Genomic DNA, 20738 nt, shown 5'->3' on the forward strand with positions numbered 1-20738 from the left:
TATTCCACCCGTTCTTAGTGCGTAATGACCAACCATTACCGAAACCAACAACGCCAATGCCATCTCTTGATTTGCTGGCAAGCCCGCCAGCGCAAGAAGAGCCAGTGGACATGTTCAAACTTGAACAAACAGCGAGGTTGATTGAAGCAAGGCTCAATGACTATCGTGTTAAAGCGGAAGTGGTTGGGTTCTCACCAGGTCCAGTTATCACTCGGTTTGAGCTTGATCTAGCGCCGGGAGTAAAAGCAGCAAGGATATCTACATTGTCACGTGACCTTGCTCGTTCGTTGTCAACCGTAGCCGTACGTGTTGTAGAAGTGATACCGGGCAAACCTTATGTAGGCCTAGAGCTCCCTAATGAGAAACGGCAAACTGTTTACTTGAGTGAGGTATTAGATTGCGATGACTTCCGCAAAAATCCATCTCCTCTCACTATTGTCTTAGGGAAAGATATTGAAGGCGATCCTGTCGTTGCTGATTTAGCAAAAATGCCACATTTACTCGTTGCGGGGACAACCGGCTCTGGTAAATCTGTAGGGGTCAATGCAATGATCCTCAGCATTTTGTATAAAGCGAAACCAGAAGATGTTCGCTTTATCATGATTGACCCGAAAATGCTCGAATTATCCATTTATGAAGGTATCCCGCATCTATTGACAGAAGTGGTTACTGACATGAAAGATGCGGCAAATGCCTTGCGCTGGTGCGTGAATGAAATGGAACGTCGTTATAAACTCATGTCTGCATTAGGGGTACGTAACCTAGCGGGTTATAACGATCGCATCAAAGCGGCAGAAGAAATGGGCCGGCCAATTCCTGATCCGCATTGGAAACCTGGTGATAGTATGGATACAGAGCATCCAATGCTGAAAAAAGAACCTTACATTGTTGTCATGGTTGATGAGTTTGCTGACTTAATGATGACGGCAGGTAAAAAAGTGGAAGAGCTAATTGCACGATTGGCGCAAAAGGCACGTGCAGCGGGTATCCATTTGGTATTGGCAACCCAACGACCATCGGTTGATATTATTACAGGGTTAATCAAAGCAAATATTCCAACGCGGATTGCATTTACGGTATCCAGTAAAATTGACTCGCGCACGATCCTTGACCAAGGCGGTGCGGAGTCTTTACTCGGTATGGGGGATATGCTGTATTTACCGCCAAACTCTTCAATTCCAGTGCGGGTGCACGGCGCCTTTGTCCGTGACCAAGAGGTTCATGCCGTTGTGAATGATTGGAAAGCTCGCGGTAAACCACAATATATTGATAGCATTACAACCTGTAGTGATGATAGCGAAGGCGGTGGTTATGATAGTGGTGGCGAAGAGCTCGATCCACTGTTTGACCAAGCTGTTGAGTTTGTTGTTGAGAAACAACGAGTTTCCATTTCTGGGGTTCAACGCCAATTCAGGATCGGTTATAACCGTGCTGCAAGGATTGTTGAGCAAATGGAGGTCCAAGGCATTGTCAGTGAGCAAGGGCACAATGGTAACCGTGAAGTTCTTGCTCCTCCGTCAATGGGACATTAATAATTTAGTGTGCTGATTGCTGGTTTAATTTAAGGGGTGTATAAAGACGGGACGCCTCTTAAGGTAATAATTTTAAGGTCTTTCATCGATGAAAAAAATGATGTTATTGGGTGCGTTAGCCCTGAGTTTACATATTGGCCAAGTATTGGCAGACGCAAGCCAAGACCTTCAAGAACGTTTGAATAAGGTCAATAGCTTCCAAGCTAGCTTCTCGCAAAAAGTGACAAGTCCTGAAGGGGATTTGATTCAAGAAGGTGTTGGAGATTTATGGCTTGAGCGCCCAAATTTATTTAATTGGAACATGACATCACCGGATGAAAGTGTACTGGTGTCAGATGGAAAAAATTTGTGGTTTTATAATCCGTTTGTAGAACAAGTGACCGTAACTAATTTAGCGGATGCTACGCAGGATACGCCATTTCTACTAATTACACGTAACGACCCGAAAGATTGGAAACAGTACTCAATCATCCAACAAGGAAATACGTTTGATTTAAAACCAAAACAAACTAATGGAACTTTAAAACGTTTTTCCATTACAGTTTCTCCCCAAGGGACGATTGAGCAGTTTTCAGCGGTTGAACAAGATGGCCAAACCAGTGCTTATCAATTAAAAGAGCAAAAAAATGGTCGCGTTGATGCAAGTAAATTCAAGTTTACTGTGCCAAAAGGTGTCACTTTAGATGACCAGCGCTCAAACGCAAAATAAGCTTGATTAGAAAAAATATTAACCAGCAACATGAGTATTTGCTGGTTAATATATAAGGTATTTTAAGAGGTAAAAAAGAGGATATAGTGGGTAACCTGTCTCTTGATTTTTCGCAGAATGAATTTCAACCTTTAGCAGCAAGAATGCGGCCTGAAACCCTTGAACAATATATTGGCCAAAAGCATTTATTGGCAGAGGGCAAACCGTTACCGCGTGCGATTAAAGCGGGTCATCTGCACTCCATGATTTTATGGGGGCCCCCAGGAACAGGCAAAACAACCCTTGCTGAAATTATTGGCAATTATGCACAAGCCGATATTGAACGCATCTCAGCGGTTACCTCTGGTATTAAGGAAATCCGAGAATCCATTGAAAAGGCTCGGCAAAATCGTAGTGCAGGGCGAAGAACCATTTTATTTGTGGATGAAGTTCATCGTTTTAATAAAAGCCAGCAAGATGCATTTTTACCGCACATAGAAGATGGCACGATTACATTTATTGGTGCGACAACAGAAAACCCATCATTTGAATTAAACTCTGCGTTGTTATCACGTGCTAGGGTGTATTTGCTTAAATCTCTTGAAGAGAATGATATTGAACAAGTATTGCTGCAAGCGCTGGCAGACTCATCTCGTGGCCTTGGTGGGCAAAATATTGTTCTACCTGACAGCACGCGCAAAATGGTTGCTCAGTTGGTTAATGGGGATGCTAGGCGTTCATTAAATCTGCTGGAAATGATGGCGGATATGGCCGAAGCGGATGGCCAAGGGCAGCGTATTTTAACCGCTGATTTATTAAAAGAAGTCAGTGGTGAACGAACCGCAAGGTTTGATAACAAAGGCGACCGTTATTACGACTTAATTTCTGCGCTGCATAAGTCTATCAGAGGCTCAGCACCGGATGCCGCACTATATTGGTTTGCAAGGATCATCACTGCGGGTGGTGACCCTTTGTATGTTGCTCGTCGGTTACTTGCAATTGCATCAGAAGATGTGGGTAATGCGGATCCTCGTGCGATGCAAGTAGCCATTTCAGCTTGGGATTGCTTTACTCGAGTGGGGCCTGCCGAAGGTGAGCGTGCAATTGCCCAAGCCATTGTTTATTTAGCTTGTGCACCAAAAAGTAACGCGGTTTATACCGCCTATAAAGCTGCGATTAAAGATGCACAAATGCAACCGGATTACGATGTGCCAGAACATCTTCGAAATGCACCAACTAAACTATTAAAAGAAATGGGAGCTGGGAAGGAGTATCGTTATGCGCATGATGAACCTAACGCTTATGCGGCAGGGGAAAACTATTTTCCTGAACCTATGCAAACAACACGTTATTACTACCCTACGAAACGGGGTCAAGAAAGCAAGTTTGCTGAAAAACTAGACTGGTTAGCCCAACAGGATCAAATTAGCACCACAAAACGCTATCGCTAAACTGGGCAATGCGGTAAGGTTATATAGCGAAATACTTTACTTTATTTGTTGTGCTGGAACGCACCTCAAAAAGTATCATTAATTACTAACAATAATCACAGGATAAGCATGCTCGATCCCAATTTACTGCGTACGGAGCTAGACGCGGTTGCTGAAAAACTGGCTCGCAGGGGTTTTACCCTTGATGTGGAAAAGCTGCGTGAATTAGAAGAACGCCGCAAAGTTTTACAAGTTGAAACTGAAACCCTGCAAGCAGACCGTAACTCGCGATCGAAAACTATTGGTGCGGCAAAAGCACGTGGTGAAGATATCGAACCATTACGTCTAGAAGTTAACCAATTAGGCGAAAAATTGGATTCTGCAAAAGCGGAGCTTGAAAAGCTGCAACAAGAAATCCGTGATATTGCCTTGAGTATCCCGAATATCCCTGATGACCAAGTACCTGACGGTAAAGATGATTCTGACAACATTGAAGTGGCTCGTTGGGGTGAGCCTCGCCAGTATGACTTCGAAGTTAAAGACCATGTTAGCCTTGGTGAGCTATCTGGCGGCTTAGACTTTCCAGCTGCGGTAAAACTGACGGGTGCACGTTTTGTTGTCATGAAAGGGCAAATTGCTCGCATGCACCGTGCCTTGGCACAATTCATGCTTGATTTACATACTGAACAACATGGCTACCAAGAATTGTATGTTCCGTATTTAGTCAACCATGACACGCTGTACGGAACTGGCCAATTACCAAAGTTTGGTGAAGACTTATTTCATACTAAACCACTGGAAGAAGAAGCAGACAGCAGTACTTATGCTTTGATCCCAACAGCTGAAGTACCTGTGACTAACTTGGTTCGTGATGAAATTTTAGATGAAGACTCACTTCCTCTGAAAATGACAGCACACACACCTTGTTTCCGTTCTGAAGCGGGATCTTATGGCCGTGATACACGTGGTTTGATCCGTATGCATCAATTTGACAAAGTTGAGTTAGTGCAAATCGTACATCCAGAAAAATCTATGGATGCATTGGAAGAGCTGACTGGCCATGCAGAAAAAGTATTACAATTACTGAACTTACCTTATCGTAAAGTGATTTTATGCACCGGTGATATTGGTTTTGGTTCACGTAAAACTTATGACTTAGAAGTATGGCTACCAGCGCAAAATACTTATCGTGAAATTTCATCTTGTTCAAACATGTGGGATTTCCAAGCGCGTCGTATGCAAGCTCGCTTCCGCGGTAAGAGTGATAAGAAAACACAACTTGTTCATACTCTGAATGGTTCTGGTTTAGCGGTTGGTCGTACATTAGTGGCGATTTTAGAAAACTACCAATTAGCAGATGGCCGTATTGAAGTTCCAAAAGTATTACGCCCATATATGAAAGGGTTAGAGTACATCGGTTAATTTCCGTTACTTCGTCAAAAGTAAAACGCGACTCGTAGTAGTCGCGTTTTTTTTGCAAATTTTAAGCATTTTGAAAATGTATCCTCAGGCTAAACCTGATCCCCCCTCAATATTTTCCAAATAGCGCTATTCAATGTAGGGCATTACTCTACGGTAAAGTAAATTTATTGAGGTGATATAGATGGGTGTAATTATTGGTGTTTTCTTACTAGCAGGCCTTGTAAAAGGGGTGATTGGGTTAGGGTTACCAACAATCGCAATGGGGTTATTAAGCACGTCCATGGAGCCTGCTGCCGCTGCTAGCTTGTTAATTATTCCCTCGTTAATCACGAATATATGGCAATTATTGATTGGCCCACAATTTATGGCACTAATCAAACGGCTCAGTGGTTTTATTATTGGGGTGGTACTAGGCACCGTATTCAGTTTTTTACCTTCTTTAACCTCAGCATCTGGTTGGACACTACCTGCACTTGGTATCGTGCTTATTATCTATGGAATATGGGGGTTAATCGCAAAAAAAATGCCATCATTCGAGAAACATGAAATATGGCTTTCCCCAACAGTGGGGTATATCACCGGTGTGATTACGGCTGCTACAGGTGTATTTGTTATCCCAGCAGTCCCTTATTTGCAAACCTTAAAATTAAATAAAAATGAGCTTATTCAGGCTCTAGGGCTAGCCTTTACCGCATCAACAGTTGCATTAGCAATCAAGTTATCCATTGACCAGCAACAATATGATATTAATTGGCGTTTATCTGCCTTTGCCTTAATACCTGCTATTAGTGGAATGTACCTTGGTCAATATTTTCGCAAGATTATTAGCGAGAAATTATTCCGTCGTTGCTTTTTTATTGGTTTGATCGGATTAGGAATTTACATGGCGACAAAATTAGCTTTCAGATGACCAGTTAATTAAGAAATTAACAAACTCGTTAGTGTAATCAGGTAATTGGTTGAAATTTCGTGCACAGATAACTAATTTTCGACATGCCCAAATCTCAGCCAATTGCACTATTTTACTCGCAGAGAATTGGCTACGCTGTGCCGCTTGTTTGGGAATAATAGCTATGCCAATGCCATCATTAACCCCTTGCATTACAGAATCTAATGTTGGCATACGTACTCGGTAGTTTAGCCGCCTGCCTTGTTGTTTGGCGTTATTATCAATATGTTTTTGTAATGGGTTATCTTCCATTAAACCAATAAATTCAGCATCAATAATGTCAGAAAATGGAACATTTTCTCGGTTTGCCCAAAGGCTATCTTTATGGACAAAAACAACTAATTCATCTGAGCTGACTGGCCGGATATCCAGCCCGGTGAGATCAGTAGAATCTGCGATAACACCGATATCAGCAATTTTATTTCTGATTGCAGTGACGATATTAGTACTTGGCATTTCCTTCACTGACACAGACATCGCAGGGTGCTGGCGTAAATAAGCACTAACACGGGCAGGTAAAAACTCCATTTGAGCAGAGGTATTACAAAGAATATTAATATGCCCACGCAGGTGTCGACTATATTGCTGCAGTTCATCTTGCATTACTTCAATTTGCTGCAAAATTGTTTTCGCATGCTCAATAAATGTATGACCTGCATTTGATAATGAAACCCCTTTCACTGAGCGAACAAAAATATCTACGTTTAATTCATTTTCTAACCCACGTATCCGTTCACTTGCAGATTGCAGTGTAAGATAAGTTAGTTTCGCTCCATGGGTGATGCTCCCTGCATTAGCGACATTAACACACAGTTTTAAATCAGTAATATCGAAATACATGGAAAACAGCTCCAATTTATGAAAGGAAAGAGGGAGATTACTATTTAAAGGAATATATGTGAATTTGTATGGGATAGCAAAAAGGAAAGCAATTGCTTTCCTTTTTTAGATTTAATGATTTAGCAAAGTCGTTAAACCATCACACTTTGGTTTATTTTACTTGTGAGAAAAACAGGCTGCGGTAGCTGCTGTAATAGCAAACATACATAATTGGCATAGAAACTAATAAACCTAAACCTAAAGGAATTACTGAAATTATCATTAAGATTGATAAAACGATAAAGAACAGGAGACCTGGCAGGATATTTTTCTTAACAGCTTGTAAGCTTGCAGAAATTGCAGCGCCAACAGTGAAGTCGTGGTTCATAACCAATGCTGGAGCAAACCATGTCAAGGCAGTACCTACTAACGCAGCAACGGCCATGATAATAATTGCAAAGAAGAATGTACCTGAAGATGCAAGGATAGCCGCGTCAGATGGTGAACCATATTGGTTGCTTTCCATCAATAAACCAAACATAGCAGAACCACCGATAATAAATGCGATGATCATGCCTACTAAGTTAGCCGCAAAGTTGATGGCACCAACGGCAAATAGGGTACCGAATTTATTTTGGAAACCAGCAAATAATAACCCAATTTCTGCTTGGCCAGTTTTACGTTGATTTTCACTGATAGCAATAATACCACCAATAAAAATAGGCGTAATAAAAGTAATCAGTAAGTTCAAGAATGGGATCATTGAAATGATAAAGATCACCGCAAACAGAACGATGTTAATTAGGATCCACATTCCCAGCTTTTCTTTAACAAGAGACCATGATTGGCTGATCCAGTTAACACCTTCACCTGCATCTACTGTGCGAGGTTCTGCGTGAAAAACGAATGTATCGGCTTGAGTTTGTGCGTTAATTGTAGGTGCAGGGTTGTTATCTGCACTGAAGTTTTCATTATTCATGATAAGAAAGGAACCTGTTAGTCGTAGTGAATTAGCAATATATTATTATTAATAAGTTTTCTGGGCTTATACCCATTATTGTAACTTATCGGCAGTAGTATGCAGATAAGTTAACTTATTATAAAGCAGACTATTCTGGTAAGGTATTTTTGATTAAAATTTTCTTGTATAAGATATTTTTTATTGTAATAAGACCATTATCTATACCTTAATGTATTGAATAGAGTATGAGTATTTAGTAGTACAGTGAAAACGGCTGTTTTTTTTATTCTATACAGTAAGACCAAACCCTAATTTAATAGTGAATAGTAAATTAAATAATCATTATTATTAATATGTAAGCAAAATGCCATTTACCCAGCGGTTAAATGAGCGATATGGGGTAAGCATCCAATGGCTTAATCTCTTTTAGTACAAACATACTTTGCATTTCTTTGATACCCGGTAACCGGCGAATAACCGTCATCGCGAAGTCGGCGTAGGAGTCTAAATCATGAGATACAACCTGCAATAAAAAGTCGGTATCACCACCAATACTGTAGCAAGCGACAACATTTTCGAGCTCAGTCACTTCTTGTTCAAATTTTTGAGCTTCAGCCTCGCTATCGCTATCAATAATAACGCGAACAAATACCATCACACCTAAGCCAATTTTTTTACGATTGAGAATAGCGCGATATCCTTCAATAACATGTTCTTCTTCTAGTTTTTTAACTCTTCGCCAACAGGGAGAGGCTGACATGCCTACTTTTTCAGCAAGAACTTGATTCGTTATTCGAGCGTCATCTTGTAGTAATTTCAATATTTTTATTTCTGTCTTATCTATTGCCATAAATGAAAGCCTTTACCTTAAAATTGCATAAAATAGGATAAAATTGCCTAAATTTTAGCGTGTAATGACTGAGTTAGAAAGCTTATTTCTTTCTTTAAATGCAATAATAATGAGGTGTTTTAGAACAATAATAAACAGTAAAAGGGAAAAGAGAGATGATTTTTAATCCAACAGAACACCGTTGTGCCATCGTGGTAAACCAAAACTTATCGAATGGTTTAGCGATGAATGCAGCGAGTGTAATTGGTGTGAGTTTAGGAAATAAAGTCAATAATATGGTAGGGAATGATCTTAATAGTTTGGATAATATGAATTACCCAGGGGTGATTTATGCACCATTACCGATATTAAAATCCGCAGAGCAATATATGAAAGAGATTGAAGTGGCCGCTTACCAGAAAGATGATATTTATATCATTCCTTTTAGTTTGCTCGCTCAATCTTGCCGTACTTATGATGAATATCAGCAGAAATTATCTGAACAGCAATATAAAGATATTCAATTGGCAGGGATAGGCTTGGTGGGAAATAAAAAAGCAGTTACTCAGTTAATTGGCCATTTACCGCTTTTCAAATAAATAAGAGGCTCTGCAAAGAGCCTCTATAATTTTAGTACATCACTTTGTGACCATAACTTTCAAGAATACTTTTGACTCGTTCCATCGCTTCTTTTGATGGTGGTCTAACGCCATCTAGCTTGTATTCTTCACCCATAGTTTCCCATTTGTGTTTACCAAGCTCATGGTAAGGTAATAATTCGATTTTCTCGATATTGTTCATATCTTTGGTAAATTCGCCCAGTAAATGTACTGAATGGTCGTCATCGCTCCAACCCGGCACGACAACATAGCGTACCCAGGTTTTTTGGTTGCGTTTGGCAAGGTAACGGGCAAATTCCAAAGTACGGTGATTAGAAACACCCACTAATTTTTGATGAATTGCATCATCGATTTGTTTTAAATCAAGCATCACTAAGTCAGTGACATCCATCAGTTCATCAATCACTGGGTCGTAGCGGCGCACAAAGCCATTGGTATCAAGGCAAGTATGAATATTTTCTTTTTTACATGCACGGAACCAGTCACGCACAAATTCGGCTTGTAAGATAGCTTCACCGCCAGAGGCGGTAACGCCGCCGCCAGTCGCATTCATAAAGTGGCGATAGGTCACGGCTTCTTTCATTAATTCGTCAACAGTGACAATATTGCCACCATGAGTGTCCCAAGTATCGCGGTTATGGCAATACAGGCAGCGCATTAAGCAGCCTTGGAAAAAGACAATAAAACGGATCCCTGGACCATCGACCGTTCCGCATGATTCAAATGAATGAATGCGGCCGAGTGTGGTTGGGGTTTCTGTCATATTAGTTATCGCTATTGTTTTGGTTTTAGTATCATCGATAGACATAGCAGGCACTCCAAAATATCTGTCATACCGCAAACTTTAGAGAAAAATATCGTTGCTGGTATAGATAAAAAGACCCCGTAAAGCGGGGTCTTTAATTTACTTTATTTTAATGAGCTAATTATTACATTGTACTGGTGAAAGTACGAGTAATAACGTCTTGCTGTTGTTCTTTAGTCAGTGAGTTGAAACGTACAGCATAACCTGATACACGGATAGTCAGTTGTGGATATTTCTCTGGGTTTTCCATTGCATCTAACAGCATTTCACGGTTCATAACGTTAACGTTTAAGTGCTGACCGCCTTCGATAGACGCTTCGTGGTGGAAGTAACCATCCATCAGGCCGGCTAAGTTAGTTTTACGAACGTCATCATCTTTACCTAACGCATTTGGTACGATAGAGAAAGTATAAGAAATACCATCTTTCGCGTAAGCAAATGGCAGTTTAGCAACAGAAGTCAGTGAGGCTACCGCACCTTTTTGGTCACGACCGTGCATTGGGTTTGCACCTGGTCCGAATGGTGCACCTGCACGACGACCATCTGGTGTGTTACCTGTTTTCTTACCATACACAACGTTAGATGTGATGGTCAGGATTGACTGAGTTGGCACTGCGTTACGGTAAGTAGGCAGTTTCTGAATTTTCTTCATGAAACGTTCAACTAAGTCACACGCGATATCATCTACACGAGAGTCGTTGTTACCAAATTGTGGATATTCACCTTCGATTTCGAAGTCGATAGCGATACCGTCTTCGTCACGAATTGGTTTAACTTTCGCATATTTGATTGCAGACAGTGAGTCAGCAGCAACAGATAGACCCGCGATACCACAAGCCATGGTGCGATATACATCACGGTCATGTAACGCCATCAGTGAAGCTTCATAGCTGTATTTATCATGCATGAAGTGGATGCAGTTCAGTGCAGTGACGTACTGAGTTGCTAACCAATCCATGAAGTGGTCCATTTGGTTCATCACAGTATCGAAATCTAAGACTTCGTCCATGATTGGTGCATGTTTAGGACCTACTTGCATTTTCAGTTTTTCATCAACACCACCGTTGATGGTATACAGCATGGTTTTCGCTAAGTTTGCGCGAGCACCGAAGAACTGCATTTGTTTACCAACAATCATTGGGCTGACGCAACATGCGATTGCGTAGTCATCGTTATTGAAGTCTGGACGCATCAGGTCATCATTTTCATACTGAACTGATGAGGTATCGATAGACACTTTTGCTGCGAATTTTTTGAAATTCATTGGCAGTTTTTCTGACCACAGGATAGTCATGTTTGGCTCAGGAGATGGGCCCATGGTATACAGTGTGTTCAGGAAACGGAATGTGCTTTTTGTTACCAGAGTACGACCATCAAGGCCCATACCTGCTAATGATTCAGTTGCCCAGATTGGGTCACCAGAGAACAGCTCATCGTATTCAGGAGTACGTAAGAAACGTACCATACGCAGTTTCATGACTAAGTGGTCAATTAATTCTTGCGCTTGTTGTTCGGTGATTTTACCTGCTTCTAAGTCACGTTGGATATACACGTCTAAGAAGGTAGAAACACGACCAAATGACATTGCAGCACCGTTTTGTGATTTAACAGCGGCTAAGTAACCGAAGTAAGTCCACTGTACTGCTTCTTGTGCGTTTGTTGCTGGTGCAGAAATATCGTAACCGTATTTTGCAGCCATTTCTTTCATTTGACCCAATGCACGGTGCTGTTCAGCAATTTCTTCGCGCAGTTGGATAGTCATTTGTAAGTCTTCACCTTTTTCTAATCTTTCTTGCAAAGAGGTGAATTGGTTAAATTTGTCTTTCATCAGGAAATCAATACCGTACAGTGCAACACGACGGTAGTCACCGATGATACGACCACGACCATACGCATCAGGCAGACCCGTTAAGATACCTGATTTACGGCATTTTAAGATGTCTGGCGTGTAAACGTCGAAAACACCTTGGTTGTGAGTTTTACGATATTCAGTGAAGATTTTTTTGATTTCAGGGTCTAAAGTACGGTCGTAAGCTTTGCATGAGCCTTCAACCATTTTGATACCACCGAACGGGATAAGACCACGTTTCAGAGGTGCATCAGTTTGTAAACCAACAATTTTTTCTAATTCTTTAGTAATGTAACCTGCATCATGGGAAGTGATGGTTGAAGCGACATCTGTGTCAAAATCAACTGGCGCATGAGTGCGGTTTTCGATTTTGATCCCTTCCATGACTTTATCCCACAACGTGTCAGTTGCTGGAGTAGAGCCTGCTAAGAAAGATTCATCACCTTCATATGGAGTGTAGTTTTTCTGGATGAAATCACGTACGTTGACGTTATTCTGCCAGTCACCTTGGTTAAAACCTTGCCATGCTAAAGCGAATTTTTCATTTAACTCGGACATGATACTTTTACCTTTTAACAATGGATCTTTTAGGGATCTTAATAAATCTTTTCGTGTGTGTCAGTGGCTATTAATGTTTTTGGCCACTACGTAAATGCATAAACCAATAAATGAGGCCGACTAAAATCGCGCCGCCAATAATATTTCCGATAGTAACTGGAATTAAGTTATCTGTAATAAAGTTACCGACTGTTAGGTGTGAAAATTGATCAGGAGACATATTTATTTGAGACCAATATTCAGCAGGTGCAAACTCTTTAATCATAATACCTAATGGGATCATGAACATGTTTGCAATACTATGCTCAAAACCACTCGCCACAAACATCGCGACAGGTAACACTAGAACGACCAGTTTATCAGTTAAACTACGGCCGGAGTAACTCATCCAAACGGCAAGGCAAACCATTAAGTTTGCTAAAATTCCTAATGCAACCGCTTCAATAAAGGTATGGTGCAATTTATGGCTGGTGGTTTGTAATACATTTAATCCCCATTGGCCATTGGCTGCGGTGTATTGTCCTGCAAACCAAATCAGTGCAACAAAGAACAGCGCGCCAATTAAGTTACCAATATAGACATTAAACCAGTTGAGAAACATTTGCCCCCAAGTGATTCTACCTGTGGCTTTTGAGACGATAGTGAGTACGGTGGAGGTGAAAAGGTCTGCACCACATACAACCACTAACATCAGGCCTAAGGAGAAACAAATCCCGCCAATAAGTTTAGTGAAACCATAAGGCGCTTCAGCTGCCCCGGTTGTTGCCGTGATATAGAATACAAATGCGATAGAGATAAAAATACCGGCAGTGAATGCTGACAAGTAAGTAATTGCAGGATGTTTATTTGCCTTATAAACAGAGGCATCATCTGCGACTTGCGCCATTACAGCTGGTGGCAATAAATTAAAAGGGTTGTCAGCTTTCATACCAACACTCTCTTACAAAGTTGATTAATTATAGCACGCAATAATAGTAACAAAGGGGAGAATTGATAAATTTGATATGGATCATGAACTCTCTAGAGAGAGTGGTGAAAACGGTTAATTTAATGTTAAATTACAACTTATCCATTTGATAAATAAGGTTTAAATATTTTTTAAAATTTATATAAAATTTTTATAAAGTCAGTTTTGGCCAGCAAAATAAGTAAAAATATACGCGTAAATGTTAACTATTTAAGATGAATATGATCTCTTTGGCATATAATTTAACTTATGTTTGCATAATGCCCTAGTTAATTAGGGGAGATTCCGATATATATTCCTTAGCCAAACCATATTTTTGCAATATTTATCTAACAATTATGCAAATAATAAAAGATTAATATAAATTAATCGATAAATTAAAGTGATATATCTTAATAAAACAATCCGTTTTTAACGTTGTAACTAGGTATAAAATTCAATATTGTCAAGAGTGTTTAGTTCTTGCTCAATACGTTCTCGACTAGTTAAGAGCGTTTTGATGACTTGGTTCACTTTGGGTTCATCGATGCGGAAGGTTGGGATAGACACACTGATTGCCGCAATGATGTTATTGCGTTGTCGTAATGAGACAGCATAACAAATGGTTTCTTCATCAATTTCTTTATTATCAACGGCATAACTATTTTCGCGAACCGCGTTAAGCTGTAGGCGCAGTTCAGCCAAAGTTTGCACGCTGTATTGGGTTAACGGAGTAAAACCCGAAGGATAAAGTTCGGAAATTTGCTGGTCACTGTAGTTAAAAATCATAGCCTTACCCAGTGCCGAGTAAATCGCAGGCAAACGAGTTCCAATATTAGAGATTAATTGGACCTTTTGCGCCGATTGAACTTTATCAATGTATAACACATTAGCACCGTCTAAAATCCCCATTTGGCACACTTCATTGCATTCATCAACGATATGTACCATTTCCCGATGAACCATTTTTAGCCAATAGGATTTTTCGAAAAATGAGCGGGAAAGAAGCGAGCAGGCGATACCTAAATAATATAACTGGCTATTATCATCGTAATTAATATATCGATGTTCAACCAATGTTTTTAAGATAGGATAAATCGTCCCTTTTAATATTTGTGTTTTATCAGAAAGTTGCGTCAAAGAAAGCCCAGTATTTTCAGCCGATAAAACTTGCAGTATTTCTAATACCCGAATTGTCGGCATGTGCCCCGTAGACATTAAACCACCTCCCTGATTAATTTTGTCGCTATTCTAGGTTTAAAATACCACTATGTAAATCATCTCAGGAATACGTTTAATCTCAAATTGGTCACTCTTAATAATGGGTAAAGCCATCCAAAAGGCGTGACCTTGCTCAAAATTTAGTAATAAAAAAGTATTCTTTAGTTAGCTTTATGGCCATTTAATCCCTTCAAATACCTTTTTAATCAAATCATTACATAAAATTTTTATATGAATTGGATGAATTTGACTCAATCAATGATTCATGATTTCTTGTTATTGGTTTTTATTTATGAATGAAGTTTGTATATATGAACAAAAAGTTTATGAGGAGATTATCAGTATGGAAAGTCGTTATATCACTCCAGTAGTGACCATCTTTGATGACAAAGGTCGAGTGGATATAGAACAAAATATACGTGTTTATGACTCATTGAAGGGCAAAGTCTCCGGTTTTGTCACTATGGGAAGCACGGGGGAGTTTTTTGCGCTCAATATGCAGAGCTCAAAAAAACTCATCGACCTATGTGGTCGTTATCCCAAGGAGGAAATGCGTGTTTATGCAGGGGCAAGCCGCCTTGATGTGGAAGAGTCGATTGAATTGGCTAACTATGCATATGAAAAAGGAATCGATGGGGTGATGATTATTAGCCCATATTATTTCCCGCTAGATGATGAAGGTATTTTTCGTTTTTACAGTGCGATAGCAGCAAAAACATCTGCTAACATTTTCATTTATAACTTTCCTGAACGAACTGGTTATTCTGTCTCCCCTGATGTTTGCCTACGTTTAGCGGATAAATATCCCAATATCATCGGATTGAAAGATACCATTCCTGACACGACTCATACCGCCCAGGTGATTGAAACGGTGAAATCACGCTTGCCTCATTTTGAGGTATACGCAGGTTACGATAATAACTTTGCTCATGTGTTGTTATCGGGGGGAAATGGGTGCATTGGTGGGCTTTCAAATATTGTGCCGCAATTTTTTGCATCATGGATGCAGGCGTTTACCCAAGGTGATTTAGCGTTAGTGGCAAAACACCAGCAACGAGTAGACCAATTGATGGCTATATATGGCGTCAATGCGCCATTCATCCCAACCTTTAAGAAAGCATTGCAGCTAAAAGGTGTGGTTAATTCAGATTATTGTACAGCACCATTTATTGGGTTGAACAATATACAGATTGAGCAACTTCAGCAGTTGTTAACCCTTGCTGATTCACCGCTCTGACCTTTCCTGAATCAAACACAATAGAACATCTTACCAACAGGGAAAAATATCATGGCGACAACTAAAGCTTATAACAATCCTGTTTTAAATTCTGCGATAGCCAAATCGTGGAAACGTTTAGTACCCCTGATGTTTATTTTGTATTTTGTTGCATTTATTGACCGAGTCAACGTAGGTTTTGCGAAAGATGCAATGCAAGTCGACATTGGTTTATCTGATTCAGCGTTTGCTTTTGGTGCTGGTATTTTCTTTGCTGCATATGCGCTATTTGGCATTCCCGCTAACTTAATTTTAAACAAAATTGGTGCGCAAAAGTGGCTGAGTATTACCACGGTAATCTGGGGCATTCTGTCGGCAATGACAGGTTTTGTCACCAATGAAACGCAATTTATTGTTTTGCGTTTCTTGTAGGGACTTGGGGAAGCTGGCTTTTATCCAGGTATTCTATTATTAGCCTCAATTTATTTCCCCAATAATGTACGTGGGTCTGTAATTGGGATCTTTGTTCTAGGTGTACCTTTGGCATTGACATTGGGTTCGCCATTATCAGGCGCGTTACTGGAATTGCATGGTTGGTTAGGTCGGCCGGGTTGGTTCTGGATGTTTGTCATTGAAGGACTTCCTGCCGTTGTGATTGGTATTTTTGCTTTCTTTTATTTGGATGATAGCCCTGAAAAAGCCCGTTTTTTAACCGAAGAAGAGAAAAAAGCGCTAACTGAACAATTAGCCAAAGAAAATGCAAAAACTGAAACCACATCGGTATTATCTGCACTAAAAAATATCAAAGTTTGGCACCTTGCACTGATTTACGGCACGATACAAATTTCAGTATACGGTTTGATGTTCTTTCTGCCTTCCCAAGTTGCGTCCTTAATGGGGGAAAGTTTAGGCTTTAAACAATCCTTAGTTGCTGCCATACCTTGGGCTTGTTCTGCATTCGGGGTGTATTACATTCCTCGTTTTGCTGACCGCCATCCAACTCGTCGCATCGAAATCTCAGTGCTGTGTATGTTAGCCGCAGCATTAGGTTTGGCATTGTCAGCATTTGCAAGCCCTGTTTTTGCTATTGCAGCATTATGTTTAAGCGCTGTTGGTTTTTTATCCGTTCAACCAGTGTTTTGGACGTTTCCTCCTCAGTTATTAAGCGGCCCTGCATTAGCAGCAGGAATTGGTTTCTGTACCACCATGGGGGCATTTTGTTCATTCCTCGCGCCAATCATTCGCGTGGAAGTCGATAAAATGATGAATAGCAATACCGCAGGTATCGTGACATTAGCGGTGATCACCGTAGGTTGTGCCGTCTTAATCGCATTACTTAAAAAAAATACGCATAACAAGAATCTCAACGCATTGTCATCTAACTAATGACAATTTTTAGGAAGGTGTGACATGCAAAAAATTCTCAAAATTGATGAGAGCGATAACCTAATTGTTGCCTTAAAGGACCTGCAAGCAGGGGATATTTACCACTGGGGAAGTGAAGATGTGACCCTCGTGACTGATGTTAAAGCAAAGCATAAATTTGCCATGGAAGCGATACCCGTTGATGGCATTGTTTCTATGTATGGCACAGCAGTAGGAAAAGCAACAAAGCCAATTGCAAAAGGTGAAGTTATCACGGTCAATAATATTCGGCACTATGCAGCCCCAGTTTCTTTAGAGCAAGATGCGCCGTACGAGTGGAATCCACCTGATGTATCTACATATCAAGGACGCATATTTAAAGGCTATGTACGTGAGGATGGGCGAGTAGGAACCGCAAACTACTGGTTAATTTTTCCATTGGTATTTTGTGAAAACCGCAATGTAACAAAACTTACGGACGCCTTAAATGAAGCATTAGGTTATACCAATAATAGTTTGAAAGATTTTGCGTTGGATTTAACAGCTGGTGAGCAAGGGGGCACTGCAAAACCTAAATTATTCCCACATATAGAAGGTGTACGTTGTATTACGGTCACGAGTGGTTGTGGTGGAGCGACCTCTGACAGTAAAACGATGTGTGATGTGCTTGCTGCTTATGCGGATCACCCTAATGTCATCGGTATTACGGTATTCAGTTTGGGCTGTGAAAAAGCACAGCGTAAAATGTTTAAAGAGTCACTTGTTGCTCGTAACCCTAATTTTGCTAAACCTGCACTTTACTTTCGCCAGCAAGAGTGGAGTAGCGAAGAAGAAATGATGCAAACAGCATTGAAGCAAACCTATGAGTGCATGAAGGCCCTCATACCGCAATCTCGTGTGGACGTTCCGTTGTCTCATTTAAAACTCGGTGTGAAATGTGGCGCTTCTGACGGTTTTTCTGGGATCTCGGGTAACCCTGCGATGGGGCTAGTTTCTGATTGGCTAGTGACTTTGGGGGGCGCATCAGGGTTAGCTGAATTTCCGGAATTATGTGGTGCAGAAGGGGATATGGTGAAACGGTGCGTCTCTTTTGAGGATAAGAAAAAATTCTTAGATTTGATGGAACGTTATGAAAAAACAGCGAATTTCTTTAATACTACCATTGCCGATAACCCAAGTCCCGGAAATATTGCGGACGGGTTAATAACCGATGCGATTAAATCGACCGGAGCGGCTAAAAAGGGCGGAACATCACCGATTAGTGCGGTGTGTGACTATGCGGAGCCTATGCCTGACAGTGGGTTATCCTTAGTTTGTACGCCAGGTAATGATGTTGATGCAGTCACAGGACTTGTTGCTGCAGGGTGTAATGTGGTTATTTTCTCAACAGGGCTTGGCACTCCCACAGGGAACCCGATTGTACCTGTTTTAAAAATATCGACGAATAGTGCCATTGCAGAGCGCCTATCGGACATAATTGATTATGATTGCGGGCCAATTATTGATGGGGTTCCATTACCAACAATAAGTAAAGGGCTATTTGAACGGGTAATTGATACGGCAAGCGGTGACTATCAGGTCCAAGCGGATCGCCTAGAACAGTTTGATTTCTTATTATGGAAACGTTCATTGGATTTATAATTAATATAAACCAATAAAATGTAAAAATGTTGACGGGGCAAGTTCCCCGTCAACGCTTTAATTCACATTATGCAGTATCACGCTTTGCTTTTTGCAGCTTTTCATAAGCCGTCAGCAAGGCTTGATGCGCAGGAAGTGCTTTAAGTTCTTCGTCAATAGACCACAAGCCATAGAAGCATGATTCCCCAGCGATAGCGGCTGATGCAGCATCTACTGCCTCTTGCCCATACATACGCACAAAGGCGTTGTAGTATTGCGCAGGGTCACGTTCTTCTTCTTGAGATAACAGCAGCAGGGTTTGCAGGCAACGATAATAATTTGCACGCTCGGCAGTAAATACTGAGCTATTGAAGTCTTGTGTCCATTCAACCCAAGCAAGTGCTTGCTCAAGATCACCACCCGCTAGTGCCAACATGGATTTTAGTTCGCCAATGCGCAGGTTACTCCACCCATTGTCTTTACCCACAGCCAAGCCAAGTAATTCACGAACACGGGTAAAATCATCTAAACCGTCGTCATCTAATTGCTCGATAAGGGCAAGATAGTCTTGTTTTTCCCATTGGCTATCAGGTAGGTTGATAATGGTGTCACGTAAATAAGCGCCCATCGCGTTATTGGCGATATGTAAGTCTTCTACTGGGTAAATATCAGACATACCAGGGACTAAGATTCGGCAAGCGTAGACACCCAAGTGGTTATAATCTGCAATATAGACTTCAGCATCTAATGTATTGAAAATACTGATAAGTGTTGCAAACTCTTCTTGAGTTGTACCTTTAAAGCTCCAATCTGCAAAGGCATAATCGGCATCATCTTTAAACAGATCCCAGCTAATTAAACCGCTTGAATCAATAAAGTGAGTTTCAAGATTCGTGTGCTCAGCCACTTCTTCGTCATCAAAGGTCGGTGCATTAAACACATCGAGGTCTTTTAAGCCACGGCCTTGCAGTAATTCCGTGACGGTACGCTCAAGGGCAACACCAAAGTCGGGATGAGCACCAAATGAGGCAAAACAAGTCCCATTTTGTGGGTTAAATAACACCACACAAATCACAGGGTACTGGCCACCGAGTGATGCGTCATAACAGAAAATTGGAAAACCTTCTTTTTCTAAGGTTTCAACCGCTTCAACTACCGCAGGGTAGCGTGCCATGACGTCTGCTGGGATAGCCGGTAGGCTAATACTTTCAGCAATGATTTTATTTTTTACAAAGCGTTCAAAGACTTCGGAAAGGCCTTGTACACGAGCTTCGTTGGCTGTATTGCCCGCAGACATTCCGTTAGAAACATAGAGGTTTCCAACAATATTCATTGGAATATATACGGTTTGGTTGTCTGATTGACGGGTAAATGGCAGTGCACAAATACCGCGTTCTTCATTACCGGATTGCAAGTCAATTAATTGGCTGGCGGCTAAGGCGTTGTCGGGGTCATAAAACTTAATCAAACGATTGTCTAATAACCCTTCAGGTAAGCTATCATCTTCGGTTAATGGGAACCATTTTTCATTAGGGTAGTGGACAAAATCCCCTTCAGCAATAGATTTACCTAGGTAGAAATCCGCAAAGAAGTAATTTGTTGATAAACGCTCAAAATACTCACCAAGCGCTGAGGCTAATGCAGCTTTCTTGCTCGCCCCTTTACCATTAGTAAAGCAAAGTGGGCACGCTTTATCGCGGATATGTACAGACCAAACGTTAGGTACAGGGTTTAACCAAGAGGCTTCTTCAATATCAAACCCTAATTTCTTTAATTTGGTTTGAAATGCATCAATGGAATCTTCAAGAGCGGCATCTTTGCCGGGAATAAAAGTTTGGCTCATTGTCAGTCACTTGTGAATAGAGTGTTTCAAACGGGCTATGATACGGATTTTTGCTGCAAGCCTCA

Annotated in this window: 16 protein-coding genes and 1 pseudogene; 9 read left to right on the forward strand and 8 right to left on the reverse strand. The window is 40.8% G+C overall.

The features are described 5' to 3' along the window. Positions 1–17: 17 nt before the first annotated feature. The 5 genes from PSE72_RS19945 (at position 18) to PSE72_RS05455 (ending at position 5982) form a co-directional block, all read left to right on the forward strand. Positions 18–1532 carry a DNA translocase FtsK gene (locus PSE72_RS19945; RefSeq protein WP_442958884.1) on the forward strand — a complete coding sequence of 505 codons (1515 nt, stop codon included), beginning with the start codon at positions 18–20 and terminating at the stop codon, positions 1530–1532. 88 nt (positions 1533–1620) lie between these two features. Continuing rightward, on the forward strand, positions 1621–2241 hold the full coding sequence (lolA, locus tag PSE72_RS05440) for an outer membrane lipoprotein chaperone LolA (RefSeq protein ID WP_115167655.1): 621 nt from the start codon (positions 1621–1623) through the stop codon (positions 2239–2241). Positions 2242–2327: 86 nt separating this feature from the next. After that, on the forward strand, positions 2328–3671 hold the full coding sequence (locus PSE72_RS05445; RefSeq protein ID WP_004909469.1) for a replication-associated recombination protein A: 1344 nt from the start codon (positions 2328–2330) through the stop codon (positions 3669–3671). Between the two features lie 108 nt (positions 3672–3779). Next, entirely contained in the window at positions 3780–5072 is a 1293-nt protein-coding gene (gene serS, locus PSE72_RS05450; RefSeq protein WP_115167654.1) for a serine--tRNA ligase, read from the forward strand. 181 nt (positions 5073–5253) lie between these two features. Beyond that, entirely contained in the window at positions 5254–5982 is a 729-nt protein-coding gene (locus PSE72_RS05455; protein WP_115167653.1) for a sulfite exporter TauE/SafE family protein, read from the forward strand. Here PSE72_RS05455 and PSE72_RS05460 read toward each other — a convergent pair. The 3 genes from PSE72_RS05460 to PSE72_RS05470 form a co-directional block, all read right to left on the reverse strand. After that, positions 5968–6861: a LysR substrate-binding domain-containing protein gene (locus tag PSE72_RS05460; protein ID WP_115167652.1), complete on the reverse strand. Its 894-nt coding sequence runs from the start codon at positions 6859–6861 to the stop codon at positions 5968–5970. The two genes, PSE72_RS05455 and PSE72_RS05460, sit on opposite strands and share 15 nt — an antisense overlap. A 151-nt stretch (positions 6862–7012) precedes the next feature. Then, the gene (locus tag PSE72_RS05465) at positions 7013–7819 is read right to left on the reverse strand and encodes a BPSS1780 family membrane protein (RefSeq protein ID WP_004909482.1); all 807 of its coding nucleotides are present in this window, start codon (positions 7817–7819) and stop codon (positions 7013–7015) included. Between the two features lie 364 nt (positions 7820–8183). After that, on the reverse strand, positions 8184–8651 hold the full coding sequence (locus tag PSE72_RS05470) for an Lrp/AsnC family transcriptional regulator (protein ID WP_004909485.1): 468 nt from the start codon (positions 8649–8651) through the stop codon (positions 8184–8186). A 155-nt stretch (positions 8652–8806) separates the two neighbouring features. Between PSE72_RS05470 and PSE72_RS05475 the strand changes: the two genes are divergently transcribed. Beyond that, entirely contained in the window at positions 8807–9229 is a 423-nt protein-coding gene (locus PSE72_RS05475) for a DUF2000 domain-containing protein (RefSeq protein WP_004909488.1), read from the forward strand. Positions 9230–9260: 31 nt separating this feature from the next. Here PSE72_RS05475 and pflA read toward each other — a convergent pair whose 3' ends face one another. The 4 genes from pflA to PSE72_RS05495 all read right to left on the reverse strand — a co-directional run bounded on the left by pflA (position 9261) and on the right by PSE72_RS05495 (position 14626). Then, positions 9261–10013: a pyruvate formate lyase 1-activating protein gene (gene pflA, locus PSE72_RS05480; protein ID WP_115168312.1), complete on the reverse strand. Its 753-nt coding sequence runs from the start codon at positions 10011–10013 to the stop codon at positions 9261–9263. 166 nt (positions 10014–10179) lie between these two features. Next, positions 10180–12462, reverse strand: coding sequence for a formate C-acetyltransferase (pflB, locus tag PSE72_RS05485; RefSeq protein WP_004909495.1), 2283 nt, complete (start codon positions 12460–12462; stop codon positions 10180–10182). Between the two features lie 70 nt (positions 12463–12532). After that, positions 12533–13390, reverse strand: coding sequence for a formate transporter FocA (gene focA / locus PSE72_RS05490; protein WP_109911032.1), 858 nt, complete (start codon positions 13388–13390; stop codon positions 12533–12535). A 462-nt stretch (positions 13391–13852) separates the two neighbouring features. Next, a complete protein-coding gene (locus PSE72_RS05495) occupies positions 13853–14626 on the reverse strand; it encodes an IclR family transcriptional regulator (RefSeq protein ID WP_004909501.1) in 774 nt (257 codons plus the stop codon). Positions 14627–14972: 346 nt separating this feature from the next. On the opposite strand from PSE72_RS05495, the gene PSE72_RS05500 reads away from it, so the two are divergent. The 3 genes and pseudogenes from PSE72_RS05500 (at position 14973) to PSE72_RS05510 (ending at position 18851) form a co-directional block, all read left to right on the forward strand. After that, complete coding sequence (locus tag PSE72_RS05500) at positions 14973–15866, forward strand: dihydrodipicolinate synthase family protein (protein ID WP_217007774.1); 894 nt, start codon at positions 14973–14975, stop codon at positions 15864–15866. A gap of 51 nt (positions 15867–15917) precedes the next feature. After that, positions 15918–17231 (forward strand): annotated as a pseudogene (locus tag PSE72_RS05505) (MFS transporter). Positions 17232–17255: 24 nt separating this feature from the next. After that, positions 17256–18851, forward strand: coding sequence for a UxaA family hydrolase (locus PSE72_RS05510; protein WP_217007773.1), 1596 nt, complete (start codon positions 17256–17258; stop codon positions 18849–18851). Between the two features lie 67 nt (positions 18852–18918). On the opposite strand, the gene ycaO is transcribed toward PSE72_RS05510, so the two are convergent. Further along, a complete protein-coding gene (gene ycaO, locus PSE72_RS05515; RefSeq protein WP_115167650.1) occupies positions 18919–20673 on the reverse strand; it encodes a 30S ribosomal protein S12 methylthiotransferase accessory factor YcaO in 1755 nt (584 codons plus the stop codon). Between the last annotated feature and the right edge of the window lie 65 nt (positions 20674–20738).

Origin of the sequence: Providencia sp. PROV116, from assembly GCF_028482485.1 — a bacterium.
GTDB lineage: Bacteria > Pseudomonadota > Gammaproteobacteria > Enterobacterales > Enterobacteriaceae > Providencia > Providencia rettgeri.

What these genes read in the sequence shown, in the direction of transcription:
- lolA (WP_115167655.1), top strand. Translation starts at nt 1,621, where the DNA reads ATGAAAAAAATGATGTTATTGGGTGCGTTAGCCCTGAGTTTACATATT.
- serS (WP_115167654.1), top strand. Translation starts at nt 3,780, where the DNA reads ATGCTCGATCCCAATTTACTGCGTACGGAGCTAGACGCGGTTGCTGAA.
- PSE72_RS05455 (WP_115167653.1), top strand. Translation starts at nt 5,254, where the DNA reads ATGGGTGTAATTATTGGTGTTTTCTTACTAGCAGGCCTTGTAAAAGGG.
- PSE72_RS05460 (WP_115167652.1), bottom strand. Translation starts at nt 6,861, where the DNA reads ATGTATTTCGATATTACTGATTTAAAACTGTGTGTTAATGTCGCTAAT.
- PSE72_RS05465 (WP_004909482.1), bottom strand. Translation starts at nt 7,819, where the DNA reads ATGAATAATGAAAACTTCAGTGCAGATAACAACCCTGCACCTACAATT.
- PSE72_RS05470 (WP_004909485.1), bottom strand. Translation starts at nt 8,651, where the DNA reads ATGGCAATAGATAAGACAGAAATAAAAATATTGAAATTACTACAAGAT.
- PSE72_RS05475 (WP_004909488.1), top strand. Translation starts at nt 8,807, where the DNA reads ATGATTTTTAATCCAACAGAACACCGTTGTGCCATCGTGGTAAACCAA.
- pflA (WP_115168312.1), bottom strand. Translation starts at nt 10,013, where the DNA reads ATGACAGAAACCCCAACCACACTCGGCCGCATTCATTCATTTGAATCA.
- pflB (WP_004909495.1), bottom strand. Translation starts at nt 12,462, where the DNA reads ATGTCCGAGTTAAATGAAAAATTCGCTTTAGCATGGCAAGGTTTTAAC.
- focA (WP_109911032.1), bottom strand. Translation starts at nt 13,390, where the DNA reads ATGAAAGCTGACAACCCTTTTAATTTATTGCCACCAGCTGTAATGGCG.
- PSE72_RS05495 (WP_004909501.1), bottom strand. Translation starts at nt 14,626, where the DNA reads ATGTCTACGGGGCACATGCCGACAATTCGGGTATTAGAAATACTGCAA.
- PSE72_RS05500 (WP_217007774.1), top strand. Translation starts at nt 14,973, where the DNA reads ATGGAAAGTCGTTATATCACTCCAGTAGTGACCATCTTTGATGACAAA.
- PSE72_RS05510 (WP_217007773.1), top strand. Translation starts at nt 17,256, where the DNA reads ATGCAAAAAATTCTCAAAATTGATGAGAGCGATAACCTAATTGTTGCC.
- ycaO (WP_115167650.1), bottom strand. Translation starts at nt 20,673, where the DNA reads ATGAGCCAAACTTTTATTCCCGGCAAAGATGCCGCTCTTGAAGATTCC.